The organism is Streptomyces liliiviolaceus (genome assembly GCF_018070025.1).
Classification (GTDB): Bacteria; Actinomycetota; Actinomycetes; order Streptomycetales; family Streptomycetaceae; genus Streptomyces; species Streptomyces liliiviolaceus.
Window position 1 is genome coordinate 3,500,175 of the sequence record NZ_JAGPYQ010000001.1, and the last position, 13,980, is coordinate 3,514,154.

At 69.5% G+C, this 13,980-nt stretch carries 8 protein-coding genes; 7 read left to right on the forward strand and 1 reads right to left on the reverse strand.

Annotated features, from left to right (window positions below):
* Positions 1 to 152: 152 nt before the first annotated feature.
* The 7 genes from J8N05_RS15300 (at position 153) to J8N05_RS15330 (ending at position 13,099) form a co-directional block, all read left to right on the forward strand.
* Entirely contained in the window at positions 153 to 1,157 is a 1,005-nt protein-coding gene (locus J8N05_RS15300) for a carbohydrate ABC transporter permease (RefSeq protein WP_210883271.1), read from the forward strand.
* Positions 1,158 to 1,170: 13 nt separating this feature from the next.
* The gene (locus J8N05_RS15305; protein WP_210883272.1) at positions 1,171 to 2,082 is read left to right on the forward strand and encodes a sugar ABC transporter permease; all 912 of its coding nucleotides are present in this window, start codon (positions 1,171 to 1,173) and stop codon (positions 2,080 to 2,082) included.
* Between the two features lie 108 nt (positions 2,083 to 2,190).
* Complete coding sequence (locus J8N05_RS15310; RefSeq protein ID WP_210883273.1) at positions 2,191 to 3,876, forward strand: glycoside hydrolase family 13 protein; 1,686 nt, start codon at positions 2,191 to 2,193, stop codon at positions 3,874 to 3,876.
* Positions 3,877 to 4,026: 150 nt separating this feature from the next.
* On the forward strand, positions 4,027 to 5,409 hold the full coding sequence (locus tag J8N05_RS15315; protein ID WP_210883275.1) for an alpha-amylase: 1,383 nt from the start codon (positions 4,027 to 4,029) through the stop codon (positions 5,407 to 5,409).
* A 211-nt stretch (positions 5,410 to 5,620) separates the two neighbouring features.
* Entirely contained in the window at positions 5,621 to 11,020 is a 5,400-nt protein-coding gene (gene pulA, locus J8N05_RS15320; RefSeq protein ID WP_247706290.1) for a pullulanase-type alpha-1,6-glucosidase, read from the forward strand.
* A 71-nt stretch (positions 11,021 to 11,091) separates the two neighbouring features.
* Positions 11,092 to 12,711: a fused response regulator/phosphatase gene (locus tag J8N05_RS15325; RefSeq protein WP_210890201.1), complete on the forward strand. Its 1,620-nt coding sequence runs from the start codon at positions 11,092 to 11,094 to the stop codon at positions 12,709 to 12,711.
* Positions 12,712 to 12,742: 31 nt separating this feature from the next.
* Positions 12,743 to 13,099 carry a 5-carboxymethyl-2-hydroxymuconate Delta-isomerase gene (locus J8N05_RS15330; RefSeq protein ID WP_210883277.1) on the forward strand — a complete coding sequence of 119 codons (357 nt, stop codon included), beginning with the start codon at positions 12,743 to 12,745 and terminating at the stop codon, positions 13,097 to 13,099.
* A 151-nt stretch (positions 13,100 to 13,250) separates the two neighbouring features.
* Here the strand turns inward: J8N05_RS15330 and J8N05_RS15335 are convergent, their stop codons facing one another.
* Entirely contained in the window at positions 13,251 to 13,940 is a 690-nt protein-coding gene (locus J8N05_RS15335) for a TetR/AcrR family transcriptional regulator (protein ID WP_210883279.1), read from the reverse strand.
* Between the last annotated feature and the right edge of the window lie 40 nt (positions 13,941 to 13,980).

A 13,980-nucleotide genomic window follows, 5' to 3' on the forward strand; every position in this document is an offset into this window, starting at 1 on the left:
CGTCCCCGTCCAGAACGGGGGGCGCGTCCGGCGGCCACCGGCCCACGACCGGCCCAAGACAGGCCCGTCGGCCCACGACCGGCCCACAGGCTCGGGCCCGCAGACCCACCGGCCCGCTGATCAGCCCCTGATTTTCCAGAAGGTGTCGAATCATGACAGTCGTCGTCGACCGCGCGACCGGCAAGCGCCGGGGGAGCCGGGCCCCGCGCCCCGGCCCGCTCCAGCGCGTGAAGCGCGCGTACCAGAAGTACTGGTACGCGTACGCGATGACCGCCCCGGTGGTCGTCGTCCTCGGTGTGCTGGTGCTCTATCCGCTGCTGCGCGGCATCTACCTGACGTTCACCGACGCCACCAGTCTCAACTCGGCCCGCACGATCGGCGTCAACCACATCGACGCCACGTACGAGTTCATCGGCCTGGACAACTACGCCGACATCCTGTGGGGGCCGACCGCGTACGACCGGTTCTGGTCGCACTTCATCTGGACGATCGTGTGGACGGCGCTGTGCGTGCTGCTCCACTACGTCATCGGGCTCGGGCTGGCGCTGCTGCTCAACCAGAAGCTGAAGGGCCGCACCTTCTACCGGCTCATCCTCGTCCTGCCATGGGCCGTGCCCACCTTCGTCACCGTCTTCGGCTGGCGGTTCATGCTCGCCGACGGCGGCATCATCAACTCCATGCTCGACGCGGTCCATCTGCCCTCGCCGCTCTGGCTTGAGGACACCTTCTGGCAGCGGACCGCCGCGATCATGGTCAACACCTGGTGCGGTGTGCCGTTCATGATGGTCTCGCTGCTCGGCGGCCTCCAGTCCATCGACCCCGTCCTGTACGAGGCCGCGGAGATGGACGGCGCCAACGCCTGGCAGCGCTTCAGGAACGTGACGCTGCCGGGTCTGCAGTCGGTCAGCTCCACCGTCGTCCTGCTGGGCGTCATCTGGACGTTCAACCAGTTCGCCATCATCTTCCTGCTCTTCGGCGACACCGCGCCGGACGCGCAGATCCTCGTCACCTGGGCCTACTACCTGGGCTTCGGCCAACAGCCGCGCGACTACGCGCAGTCCGCCGCGTACGGCGTCCTGCTGCTGTCCATCCTGATCGTCTTCACCTCCGTCTACCGCCGCTGGCTGGCCCGCAATGAGCAGCAGCTCGCGATCTGAGGCAGGAGCCCCCATGAGCACCACGACCGTCAAGACCCCGCCCCCGGTGGACGGGGCGCCCACGGGCACCGCACCGGCCGGCAAGGGGCCGCGGCGCGGCGAGCGCAGTCGCGCCGGGGCCCTGACCTCGCACGGCATCCTCAGCGTCGCCAGCCTGATAGCGCTCTTCCCGATCGCCTGGCTGATCTATCTGTCGCTCGGCCCGGACAAGGACGACTATCTGCACCCCGGGGGCATCCTCGGCAAGATGACGTTCGACAACTACACGTTCGTGTTGCAGCACACGCCGTTCTTCGACTGGCTGTGGAGCACGCTCGTCGTGTCGCTGGGCACGACCGTCATCGGCGTCCTGGTCGCCGCCACCACCGGCTACGCGGTCTCGCGCATGCGCTTCCCCGGCTACAAGAAGTTCATGTGGGTGCTCCTGGTCACCCAGATGTTCCCGGTCGCGGTACTGATGGTCCCGATGTACGAGATCCTCAGCGAACTCCAGCTGATCGACAACTACTTCGGCCTGATCCTCGTCTACTGCTCGACGGCCGTGCCGTACTGCGCGTGGCTGCTCAAGGGGTACTTCGACACGATCCCCTTCGAGATCGACGAGGCCGGACGCGTCGACGGGCTCTCGCCCTTCGGCACGTTCGCCCGGCTGATCCTGCCGCTCGCCAAGCCGGGGCTCGCCGTCGCCGCGTTCTACAGCTTCATCACCGCGTTCGGTGAGGTCGCGTTCGCCTCGACGTTCATGCTGTCCGACACGAAGTACACGTTCGCGGTGGGGCTGCAGAGCTTTGTCAGTGAGCATGACGCTCAGCGCAATCTGATGGCTGCGACGGCTGTGCTCGTGGCCATTCCGGTGTCCGCGTTCTTCTACCTTGTGCAGAAGAACCTGGTGACCGGGTTGACCGCGGGTGGCACGAAGGGTTAGCCGTACGCGGCGAGCTGCGGGTTGTCTGCCGTCTGCGGACCCGCTGTGGCTGGTCGCGCAGTTCCCCGCGCCCCTTCGGGGCGCTCTCCGTCACGTATCTAGGAAGCCATGAGCCAGCAGTATTCCGCCGACCCGGCGCCGAACTCCGCTCTTGTGACCGTCGCCGACCGCCGCGACTGGTGGCGGGACGCGGTGATCTACCAGGTCTATCCGCGCAGCTTCGCCGACAGTAACGGCGACGGCATGGGCGACCTGGAGGGCGTACGTTCCCGACTCCCGTATCTGCGCGACCTCGGCGTCGACGCCGTGTGGCTCAGCCCGTTCTACGCCTCGCCGCAGGCCGACGCGGGCTACGACGTGGCGGACTACCGGGCCGTGGACCCCATGTTCGGCAATCTGCTCGACGCCGACGCGCTGATCCGCGACGCCCACGAACTGGGCCTGCGGATCATCGTCGACCTCGTCCCCAACCACTCCTCCGACCAGCACGAGTGGTTCAAGCGCGCCCTCGCGGAGGGGCCCGGTTCGCCGACCCGGGAGCGCTACCACTTCCGCGCCGGCCAGGGCGAGAACGGCGAACTGCCGCCCAACGACTGGGAGTCCATCTTCGGCGGCCCCGCCTGGACGCGCGTCACCGAGCCGGACGGCACCCCGGGCGAGTGGTACCTCCACCTCTTCGCGCCCGAGCAGCCCGACTTCGACTGGGACCACCCGGCGGTCGGCGACGAGTTCCGCTCGGTGCTGCGGTTCTGGCTCGACATGGGCGTCGACGGTTTCCGGATCGACGTGGCCCACGGTCTTGTGAAGGCGGAAGGGCTCCCGGACCTGGGATCCCACGAGCAGCTGAAGCTTCTGGGCAACGATGTCATGCCGTTCTTCGACCAGGACGGGGTGCACGAGATCTACCGCCAGTGGCGGCTCGTGCTCGACGAGTACTCCGGCGACCGCATCTTCGTCGCCGAGGCATGGACGCCGACCATCGAGCGCACCGCCAACTACGTGCGCCCCGACGAGCTGCACCAGGCCTTCAACTTCCAGTACCTGAGCACCCATTGGGACGCCGATGAGCTGCGCGCCTGCATCGACCGCACGCTCGACGCGATGCGTCCCGTGGGCGCCCCCGCCACCTGGGTGCTGTCCAACCACGACGTGACCCGGCACGCGACCCGGTTCGCCAACCCGGCCGGGCTCGGCACCCAGATCCGCCTCGCCGGAGACCGCGAACTGGGTCTGCGCCGGGCCCGCGCCGCCACCCTGCTGATGCTCGCGCTGCCCGGATCCGCGTACCTGTACCAGGGCGAGGAACTGGGCCTGCCGGACGTCGTCGACCTGCCGGACGAGGTCCGCCAGGACCCCGCGTACTTCCGGGGCGCCGGCCAGGACGGATTCCGCGACGGCTGCCGGGTGCCGATCCCGTGGGACCGCGAGGGCTCCTCGTACGGCTTCGGCGGCGGGGGCAGCTGGCTTCCGCAGCCCGCCGGGTGGGGCGAGCTGAGCGTCGAGGCGCAGACCGGCGTCGCCGGTTCGACCCTTGAGCTGTACCGGGCCGCGCTCGCCGCGCGCAGTGAGCAGGCCGACCTCGGCGCGGGCGACAGCGTCGAGTGGCTGAAGGCGCCCGAGGGCGTGCTGGCCTTCCGGCGCGGGGCGTTCGTGTGCGCCGCCAACACCGGGGGAGAGGCGGCGACCGTCCGCGCGTACGGGCGGGTGCTGCTCGCGAGCGGCGAGGTGACCGTCACGGACGACGGCGAGGCGAAGGTGCCCGCCGACGTCACCGTGTGGTGGATCGCCGACTGACGGTCCACCAACCGGCGCGTCCTGTAAGAAGTTTCAGGAATTTTCAGAAGCCCGTCTTCCGCTTTGGGAGACGGGCTTCTACGATCTGCGGCACCGCACTGCTGTTGAATATTGCAGCAAGAACCTTCAACGGAGAAGGGACCCCCACACATGGCCAAGAGAGCACTGTCCTGCGCGCTCGCCGTGGCGGCCGCCGCGTTCGTCGTCCCCGCGAGCACCGCCGGAACCGCCCACGCCTCCCCACCGGGCACCAAGGACGTCACCGCCGTCCTCTTCGAGTGGAACTTCGCGTCCGTGGCCAAGGAGTGCACCAACCGGCTGGGCCCGGCCGGTTACGGATACGTCCAGGTCTCCCCGCCCGCGGAGCACATACAGGGCTCGCAGTGGTGGACCTCGTACCAGCCCGTCAGCTACAAGATCGCCGGGCGCCTCGGTGACCGTGCCGCCTTCCAGAACATGGTCAGCACGTGTCACTCGGCGGGCGTGAAGGTCGTCGCCGACACGGTGATCAACCACATGTCGGCGGGCAGCGGCACCGGTACGGGCGGCTCGTCCTACACGAAGTACGACTACCCGGGCCTGTACTCCTCCTACGACTTCGACAACTGCACCTCGCAGATCAGCAACTACCAGGACCGCGCGAACGTCCAGAACTGCGAACTCGTCGGACTCGCCGACCTGGACACCGGCGAGGAGTACGTCCGCTCCGCCATCGCCAAGTACATGAACGACCTGCTGTCGCTCGGCGTCGACGGGTTCCGCATCGACGCGGCCAAGCACATCCCGGCCGCCGACCTCGCGAACATCAAGGGCCGGCTGAGCAACACGTCCGCGTACTGGAAGCAGGAGGCCATCTACGGGGCCGGGGAGGCGGTCCAGCCGACCGAGTACACCGGCACGGGGGATGTGCAGGAGTTCCGGTACGCGTTCGACCTCAAGCGCGTCTTCAACAACGAGAACCTCGCCTACCTGAAGAACTACGGGGAGGGCTGGGGGTACATGAGCAGCGGTGTCTCGGGGGTCTTCGTCGACAACCACGACACCGAGCGCAACGGGTCGACGCTCAGCTACAAGGACAATGCGAACTACACCCTCGCGAACGTGTTCATGCTGGCGTATCCGTACGGGGCGCCCGACATCAACTCGGGGTACGAGTTCTCGTCCACGGACGCGGGGCCGCCCAACGGGGGCTCGGTGAACGCCTGCTGGCAGGACGGGTGGAAGTGCCAGCACGCCTGGCCGGAGATCCAGTCGATGGTGGGCTTCCGCAACGCCGTCCGGGGGGAGTCGGTCTCCAACTGGTGGGACAACGGGGGTGACGCGATCGCCTTCGGCCGTGGCGGGAAGGGGTTCGTGGCGATCAACCACGAGTCGTCGTCGCTTTCGCGCACGTATCAGACGTCGCTCGCGGCGGGCACGTACTGCAATGTGCAGGCGGGGTCCACGGTGACGGTGAACGGGTCCGGTCAGCTGACGGCGACGCTGGCCGCGAATACCGCGCTGGCGGTGTACACGGGCAAATCCACCTGCTGATTCGCCTGCGGGCGGGCGGGGGCGGGCCCTAAGGATCGCGCAGTTCCCCGCCCCCACCGGCCCGCAGCCGAATGTCGTCTTCAGGGGCGCGGGGAACTGCGCAGTCGCTTAGGCGGTTGCTGAAAACTCTTTCTGCTCTTTGCAAGGGTCTTGCTGAAAGCGTTTCGGCGGGGATAGCGTCGCGCCGATCCCACCGCAAGGAGTCAGGCCTGTGATACCGAGACGGACCGCGGCCCTCACCGCCGCAGCCCTCGCCGCCGCGCTCGTCCAACCCCTCGCCGCCCAGGCGGCAACCCCACCCGCGCCCCCCTCGGACGCGGCCCTGGCGAAGACGTCCGCCCGTAACGACCTCACCCGCGAGCAGTTCTACTTCGTCCTGCCGGACCGGTTCGCCAACGGCGACACCGGCAACGACAGGGGCGGCCTCACCGGCTCCCGGCTCGCCACCGGTTACGACCCCACCGACAAGGGTTTCTACCAGGGCGGCGACCTCAAGGGCCTGACGAAGAAGCTCGACTACATCAAGGGCCTCGGCACGACGGCCATCTGGCTGGCGCCGATCTTCAAGAACCAGCCCGTGCAGGGCACCGGTGAGAACGCCTCGGCCGGCTACCACGGTTACTGGATCACCGACTTCACCCAGGTCGACCCGCACTTCGGCACGAACGCCGACCTGGAGCGGCTGATCGACAAGGCCCACGGCAAGGGCATGAAGGTCTTCTTCGACGTCATCACCAACCACACGGCCGACGTCGTCGACTACGAGGAGAAGTCCTACTCCTACCTCTCCAAGGGCGCCTTCCCGTATCTGACGAAGGACGGCGAGCCCTTCGACGACACCGACTACGCGGACGGCGAGCGGAGGTTCCCGGCCGTCGGCGGCGGTTCCTTCCCGCGCACGCCCGTCGTGGCCGCCGCGAAGAAGAACGCCAAGGTGCCGTCCTGGCTCAACGACCCGTCGATGTACCACAACCGCGGTGACTCGACCTTCGCCGGTGAGAGCTCCGAGCAGGGCGACTTCTCCGGGCTCGACGACCTGTGGACCGAGCGTCCCGAGGTCGTCACCGGTATGGAGAAGATCTACCAGCGGTGGGTGCGGGACTTCGACATCGACGGCTTCCGGATCGACACCGTGAAGCACGTGAACATGGAGTTCTGGACGCAGTGGGCGACCGCGCTCGACGCGTACGCGGCCAAGCAGGGCCGCGACGACTTCTTCATGTTCGGTGAGGTGTACTCGGCGGACACGTCGATCACCTCCCCGTACGTCACCGAGGGCCGCCTCGACTCCACGCTGGACTTCCCCTTCCAGGACGCGGCACGGGCGTACGCCTCCCAGGGCGGCAGCGCGCAGCGGCTGGCCTCGGTCTTCGGCGACGACTACAAGTACACGACGGACAAGGCCAACGCGTACGAGCAGGTCACCTTCCTCGGCAACCACGACATGGGCCGCATCGGAACGTTCCTCAAGCAGGACGACCCCGACGCGTCCGACGCCGAACTGGTGAAGAAGGCCGGGCTGGCCAACGAGCTGATGTTCCTAAGCCGCGGCAACCCCGTCGTCTACTACGGCGACGAGCAGGGCTTCACCGGCGCGGGCGGCGACAAGGACGCCCGCCAGAGCATGTTCGCGTCGAGGACCGCCGACTACCTGGACGACGACCAGCTCGGCACCGACCGCACGCACGCCGAGGACGCGTACGACACGAGCGCGCCCCTGTACCGGCAGATCGCCGCGCTGGCGAAGCTCCGCAAGGCCAATCCGGCCCTCGCGGACGGCGTGCAGACCGAGCGGTACGCGGCCGACGGCGCCGGCGTCTACGCCTTCTCCCGCACCGACGCGAAGACCGGAGTCGAGTACGTCGTCGCCGTGAACAACGCGGACGAGGCGAAGAGCGCCACCTTCGCGACCGGGTCGGCGGGCATGACCTTCCGTGGGATCCACGGGACGGAGGAGTCGCTGAAGAGCGGGTCCGACCGGCGGGTCGCCGTGACCGTTCCGGCCGGGTCCGCCGTCGTCTACAAGGCGGCGGGGCGGCTCGCCCCGCCCGCCACCAAGCCGACCGTCACGCTGAACGCCCCCGCCGCCGGCGCCACCGGCACCGTCGAGATCGCCGCCGACGTCGACGGGGGACAGCTCAACCGGGTCGTCTTCGCCGCGCAGGTGGGCGGCGGGAAGTGGCACACGCTCGGCTCCGCCGACCACGCCCCCTACAAGGTCACCCAGGCCGTCGGGAAGGACGTGCCGGCCGGAACCGCCCTGCGCTACAAGGCCGTTGTCGTCGACTCGGCCGGGCGCACCGCGAGTGCGACGGCCGCCTCCACCACCGGCACCCCGCCCGCCGAGGAGGTGCCCACCGCGTCCTCGCGCGAGGACGCGATCGTCCACTACAAGCGTGCCGACGGCGACTACACCGACTGGCGGCTCTACGCCTGGGGCGACATCGCCGAAGGGGAGGAGACCACCTGGCCGGCGGGCCACGACTTCGTGGGCCGGGACGCCTACGGGGCCTTCGCGTACGTCAAGCTCAAGCCGGGCGCCTCGGCCGTGAACTTCCTCGTCATCGACAAGGACGGCAACAAGGACGTCTCCGCCGACCGCACGATCGATGTCACGAAGACGGGCGAGGTCTGGGTCGAGCAGGGCAAGGAGGCCGTACGGACCGAGAAGCCCGCCGCCGACTACCCGGCGCCGGACAAGAGCAAGGCGGTCCTGCACTACCACCGGGCCGACGGGAAGTACGACGGCTGGGGTCTGCACACCTGGACCGGCGCCGCGAACCCCACGGACTGGTCGAAGCCCCTGGAGCCGGTACGGACCGACGCGTACGGCGCCGTCTACGAGGTGCCGCTCGCCGAGGGCGCCACGAGCCTCAGCTACATCCTCCACAAGGGCGACGAGAAGGACCTCCCCACCGACCAGTCGCTCGATCTCACGGCGAACGGCCACGAGGTGTGGATGCTGGGCGGCCGGGAGAAGTACCTCCTGCCGCAGCCCGCGGGCAGCGCCGCCGCACTCGACCTGACCACCTCCAAGGCCATCTGGATCGACCGGAACACCGTCGCCTGGAAGGGCAACGAGAGCGCCGCGTCGACCCAGTTGCTGTACTCCCGCAAGGGCAGCATCAAGGCGGAGAACGGCACGCTCACCAGCACCGACGAGCGCTGGCTGCGGCTGGGGAAGACCTCCCTGACCGACGCCCAGAAGGCCGCGTTCCCGCACCTCAAGGACTACAGCGCCTGGACCGTCGACCCGCGTGACCGCGACCGGGTGCGCGAGGCACTGAGCGGCCAGCTCGTCGCCTCGCAGCGGGCTGCCAACGGGGCCGTGCTCGCGGCGACGGGCGTACAGATCGCGGGCGTGCTCGACGACGTGTACGGGACGGCCGCGACGAAGGCGGACCTCGGTCCGACGTTCCGCGGCGGCCGGCCCACACTGGCCGTCTGGGCGCCGACCGCCCAGGAGGTGGCGCTGGAGATCGGCGGCACGACCGTTCCCATGAAGCGGGACGCCGCCTCCGGGGTCTGGTCCGTCACCGGGCCGGCGTCCTGGAAGAACAAGCCCTACCGGTACGTCGTCAAGGTGTGGGCGCCCAGCGTCCGCCGACTCGTCACCAACAAGGTCACCGACCCCTACTCGGTCGCCCTCACCGCGAACTCCGAGCGCAGCCTCGTCGTCGACCTGGACGACAAGTCCCTCGCCCCCGGCGGCTGGTCGAGCCTGAAGAAGCCGAAGGCCGTACCGCTGAAGGACGCGCAGATCCAGGAACTGCACATCCGTGACTTCTCCGTCGAGGACACCACCGTCCCGGCGAAGGACAAGGGCACCTACCGCGCCTTCAGCGACAAGGACAGCGCGGGCTCCCGGCACCTCAAGAAGCTCGCCGAGGCCGGGACGTCGTACGTCCATCTGCTGCCCGCCTTCGACATCGCCACGATCCCCGAGAAGAAGGCGGACCAGACGGTCCCCGACTGCGACCTCGCCTCCTACGCGGCCGACTCCGACAAGCAGCAGGAGTGCGTGGCGAAGAGCGCCGCGAAGGACGCGTACAACTGGGGGTACGACCCCTACCACTACACGGTGCCGGAGGGCTCGTACGCCAGTGATCCCGACGGGACGCGCCGCACGGTCGAGTACCGGCAGATGGTGAAGTCGCTCAACGAGGACGGTCTGCGGGTCGTCATGGACGTGGTCTACAACCACACCCCGGCGAGCGGTCAGGCCGACACGAGCGTGCTCGACAAGGTGGTCCCCGGCTACTACCAGCGGCTCCTCGCCGACGGCTCGGTCGCCACCTCCACCTGCTGCGCCAACACGGCACCCGAGAACGCCATGATGGGCAAGCTGGTCGTCGACTCGATCGTCACCTGGGCCAGGGAGTACAAGGTCGACGGATTCCGCTTCGACCTGATGGGCCACCACCCGAAGGCCAACATCCTGGCGGTCAGGAAGGCCCTCGACGCGCTGACCGTCGCCAAGGACGGCGTCGACGGCAAGAAGATCGTCCTCTACGGCGAGGGCTGGAACTTCGGCGAGGTCGCCGACGACGCCCGGTTCGTCCAGGCCACCCAGAAGAACATGGCCGGGACCGGCATCGCCACCTTCTCCGACCGGGCCCGCGACGCCGTACGCGGCGGCGGACCCTTCGACGAGGACCCCGGCGTCCAGGGCTTCGCGTCCGGCCTCTACACCGACCCCAACGACAGCGAGAACAACGGGAGTCCGGCCGAGCAGAGGGCCCGGCTGCTGCACTACCAGGACCTGATCAAGGTCGGCCTGTCCGGCAACCTCGCCGACTACACCTTCACCGACACGGCGGGCAAGCAGGTCAAGGGCTCCCAGGTCGACTACAACGGGGCGCCCGCCGGCTACGCGGACGCGCCCGGCGACGCCCTCGCGTACGCGGACGCCCACGACAACGAATCGCTGTTCGACGCGCTCGCCTTCAAACTGCCCAAGGGCACCTCGGCGGCCGAACGCGCACGGATGCAGGTCCTCGCGATGGCCACCGCCACCCTGTCGCAGGGACCCGCGCTTTCCCAGGCGGGCACCGACCTGCTGCGCTCCAAGTCCCTGGACCGCAACTCCTACGACAGCGGCGACTGGTTCAACGCCATCCACTGGCAGTGCCGCGAGAGCAGCGGCGGTGGCAGCGGCAACGGATTCGGGCGCGGGCTGCCGCCGGCCGCCGACAACGAGGCCAAATGGTCGTACGCCAAGCCCCTGTTGACGTCCGTCGAGGTGGGCTGCCCGCAGATCGAGGGCGCCTCCGCCGCGTACCGCGATCTGCTGCGCATCCGTACGAGTGAAGCCGACTTCGGGCTCGGCACCGCCGGACAGGTGCAGTCGAAGCTGTCCTTCCCGCTGTCCGGCAAGGACGAGACACCCGGAGTGATCACGATGGAACTCGGCGACCTCGTCGTCGTCCTCAACGCGGCCCCCGGGGCGCAGGAGCAGAAGGTGACGGACGTGAAGGGCACGGCGTACGCGCTGCACCCCGTCCAGGCCGAGGGCGGGGACACCGTCGTCAAGTCCGCCTCCTACGCGGCGGACTCGGGCACGTTCAGCGTTCCCGGACGGACCGTGGCGGTGTTCTCCCGAACCTCCTGACTGGGCATTAACGTTGGTGGGGCGGTCCCGGGACCCCGGACCGTCCCACCGGCATGTCCGAGGGCTGGCAGATGGACGGCAACGGCAAACGAACAGACGCGACCGTGCTGCTCGTGGACGACACGGCGGCAGGCCGGTACGCCATGGGCGCCCTGCTGCGCCGGGCCGGACACCAGGTCGTCGCGGCCGCCACCGGCAACGAGGCCCTCGTCGAACTCGACGCACGGCTGCGCAGGGGAACCCTCCCCGACGTGGCCCTCGTCGACGTGGAACTCTCCGACATGAACGGCTTCGACCTCTGCCGCAGGATCAAGGCCCGCCCGCACATGGCCGGCCTGCCCGTCGTGCACTTCTCGGTCTCCGCCGTGAGCCCCGCCGACCGGTGCCGGGGTCTTGAGGCGGGCGGGGAGGCGTATCTGGCGGTGCCGGCCGAGCCCGAGGAGATCGACGCGGTGGTCCGGGCCGCGGTGCGCTCCGCGCGGCTACGGGCCGACGACCAGGCACTGGCCCGGCGGCTGACCCTGCTGTCGGAGACGATCGTCACCATCCAGGCGGCCCGCAACCTCCAGGAACTCGCCGACGCCGCCGCCAACGGCACCGCGCGGCTCACCGGCGGCCCCGCCGCCGTCTTCTTCCTCGGCCCGGACGACGAGCTGTACCGCGCCCTCTCCCGGGACCGCACCTCGCTCGCGCTGCCCGACGAGGGCGCCCACCGGGCCGTGGCCGGGCTGCTCCGGCGGCTCACCCGAGGGCAGTCCGGGGTACGGATCACCACGGTGCCCGCGCCGCTGTGGCCCGCCGGGTTCTTCCGGCCCGGCATGGAGCACGACGCCCGGCTGGCGCTGATCCTCACGCAGGAGGGCAAGGCCTCGGTGTGCCTGGCCACGCCCACCCGCGGGATGCGCAGGGTCAACCCGGAGGAGGAGACCCTGGTGGCCCGGCTCGCCCAGGCCACGGCGTACGCCGCCGAGCCGCTGCTCATGTACCAGGTCGAACGGCACGTCGCCCTCACCCTCCAGCACAGCTTCCTGCCCCAGCCGCACCGGCTCCCCGAACTCCCGGGCATCGACGTCGCGGTCCGTTACGTGCCCGCCTCGCAGCAGACCGAGATCGGCGGCGACTTCTACGCGGCACTGCGCACCGACGACGGCGTGCTCGTCGCGGTGGGAGACGTCGTCGGACACTCGCTGGACGCGGCCACCGTCATGGTCGAGATCCGGCACGCGCTGCGCGCCTACTGCGTCGACGAGAGCGACCCGGCCGTACTGGCCGAGCGCCTCGACAAGATGCTGCGCTACTACCACCCCGGGGTCACCACCACGGTCTGCCTGGCCCTCATCGACCCCGCCACCGGGCGCACCCGCATCGCGAACGCCGGCCACATCCCGCCGCTGATCATCCGCGACACCGGTACGGCCGACTACGCGAAGGCCGCCGGGCCGCTGCTCGGGATCGGGCTGCCCCATCCGGCGCCGACCGAGCTGTTCCTCGAAGCGGGCGACCGGCTCCTGATGGTGACCGACGGGCTGATCGAGACCCGGGGCACGGACCTGTCCGCCTCGATGGAACACCTCCGGGCCGCCGCCGTCGGTGCGCTGCCCGGTCTGGACGCCCTGTGCGACACGCTCCTGGACTGCTTCGGCCATGAGCGGGAGGACGACATCGCGCTGCTCGCCCTGAGGCTAGGGTGAGGGTTGTTTCCCCCCCCGAACAGGAGTGCCCATGCCGCAGATCACCGTCGACTACTCCGCGTCGCTCGGCGACGCCTTCGACCGGCAGGGGTTCGCTGCCGCGCTGCACGCCGTGGTGGTGGAGACGGCCGCCGCGAAGATCGAGGCCTGCAAGTGCCGGTTCCGGGCCGTGGACGACATCGTCGTCGGCGCCGATGTCACGGGGCATGCGCTGGTGCATGTCGGTCTGGCACTGCTGCCGGGGCGCTCCGCTGCGGTGAAGTCGGCGTTGACGTCGGGGGCGTTGGAGCTGGTACGCGCGCATGTGAAGCCGGTGGATGGACTCGCGCTGCACGCGTCCGCGGAGGTCCGCGACCTGGAGCCGTCGTACCAGAAGTTCGTGGACTGACGTCCGGGTCCTGCGGGCCGGCTTCACCGTGCGGCCCGGTGGGGGTCACCCGCGCAGTTCCCCGCGCCCCTGATGGGGCGCAGCCCCTCTTGAGGGGCGCGGGGAACTGCGCAGTCTTTTAGGCCCGCCCCCACCGGCCCGCACTGTGGGGTCAGCCGGCCAGGGCCACCAGTCGGGTCACCAGGTCCGCGAACGGGCTCTCGGTCGGCTCCTGGGACAGGGCCGAACGAAGGACCGCCGCCATCTCCGCATCCGACGCCGCACTGACCGCCGCCAACGCGGCGAAATCATGCACCAGCTGAACTTCGAGCTCCGCCCGAGGAATCCGGCGGCCGTCCAGCCAGATCAGCGCGGTCGCCTCCGCCAGCGAGATCCAGGAGCGGACGACGAGTTCGAGCCGGGCGGACGGCCGCTCCACCCCCAGGTGGGACAGGATCTGCAGATACGCCGCCTGCCGCACCCCGTCGACCAGGGCGTTCGTCGTGGTGGACCCGACCGAGGGCCCGCCCCGCATCAACGCCGAGAAACCGGGCCCGTGCTCGTCGACGAAGTCGAAGAACCGCCGCATCACACGCAGCAGCCGCGCCCCCAGCGGACCTTCGCGCGGCTCAACGAAACGTTCCGCCAGATCGTCCGAGGCACGCTTCAACGCGGCCTCGTACAGGCTGAGTTTGCCCGGGAAGTAGTGGTAGACCAGCGGTCGTGAGATGCCCGCGGCGGAGGCTATCTCGTCGATGGACACGTCGTCCGGCGAGCGCCGGCTGAACAGGTCGAGGGCGACGCCGATCAACTGCTGTCGTCGCTCCTCGACGCCCATTCTGCGCCGCACCCCGGTAGTCATATGAACACCTTACCGATCGAACCGATCGGAACCGGCCTTC

Bases quoted from the DNA above. Each gene is read 5' to 3' on its own strand.
- J8N05_RS15300 (WP_210883271.1), top strand. From the start codon at position 153: ATGACAGTCGTCGTCGACCGCGCGACCGGCAAGCGCCGGGGGAGCCGG.
- J8N05_RS15305 (WP_210883272.1), top strand. From the start codon at position 1,171: ATGAGCACCACGACCGTCAAGACCCCGCCCCCGGTGGACGGGGCGCCC.
- J8N05_RS15310 (WP_210883273.1), top strand. From the start codon at position 2,191: ATGAGCCAGCAGTATTCCGCCGACCCGGCGCCGAACTCCGCTCTTGTG.
- J8N05_RS15315 (WP_210883275.1), top strand. From the start codon at position 4,027: ATGGCCAAGAGAGCACTGTCCTGCGCGCTCGCCGTGGCGGCCGCCGCG.
- J8N05_RS15325 (WP_210890201.1), top strand. From the start codon at position 11,092: ATGGACGGCAACGGCAAACGAACAGACGCGACCGTGCTGCTCGTGGAC.
- J8N05_RS15330 (WP_210883277.1), top strand. From the start codon at position 12,743: ATGCCGCAGATCACCGTCGACTACTCCGCGTCGCTCGGCGACGCCTTC.
- J8N05_RS15335 (WP_210883279.1), bottom strand. From the start codon at position 13,940: ATGACTACCGGGGTGCGGCGCAGAATGGGCGTCGAGGAGCGACGACAG.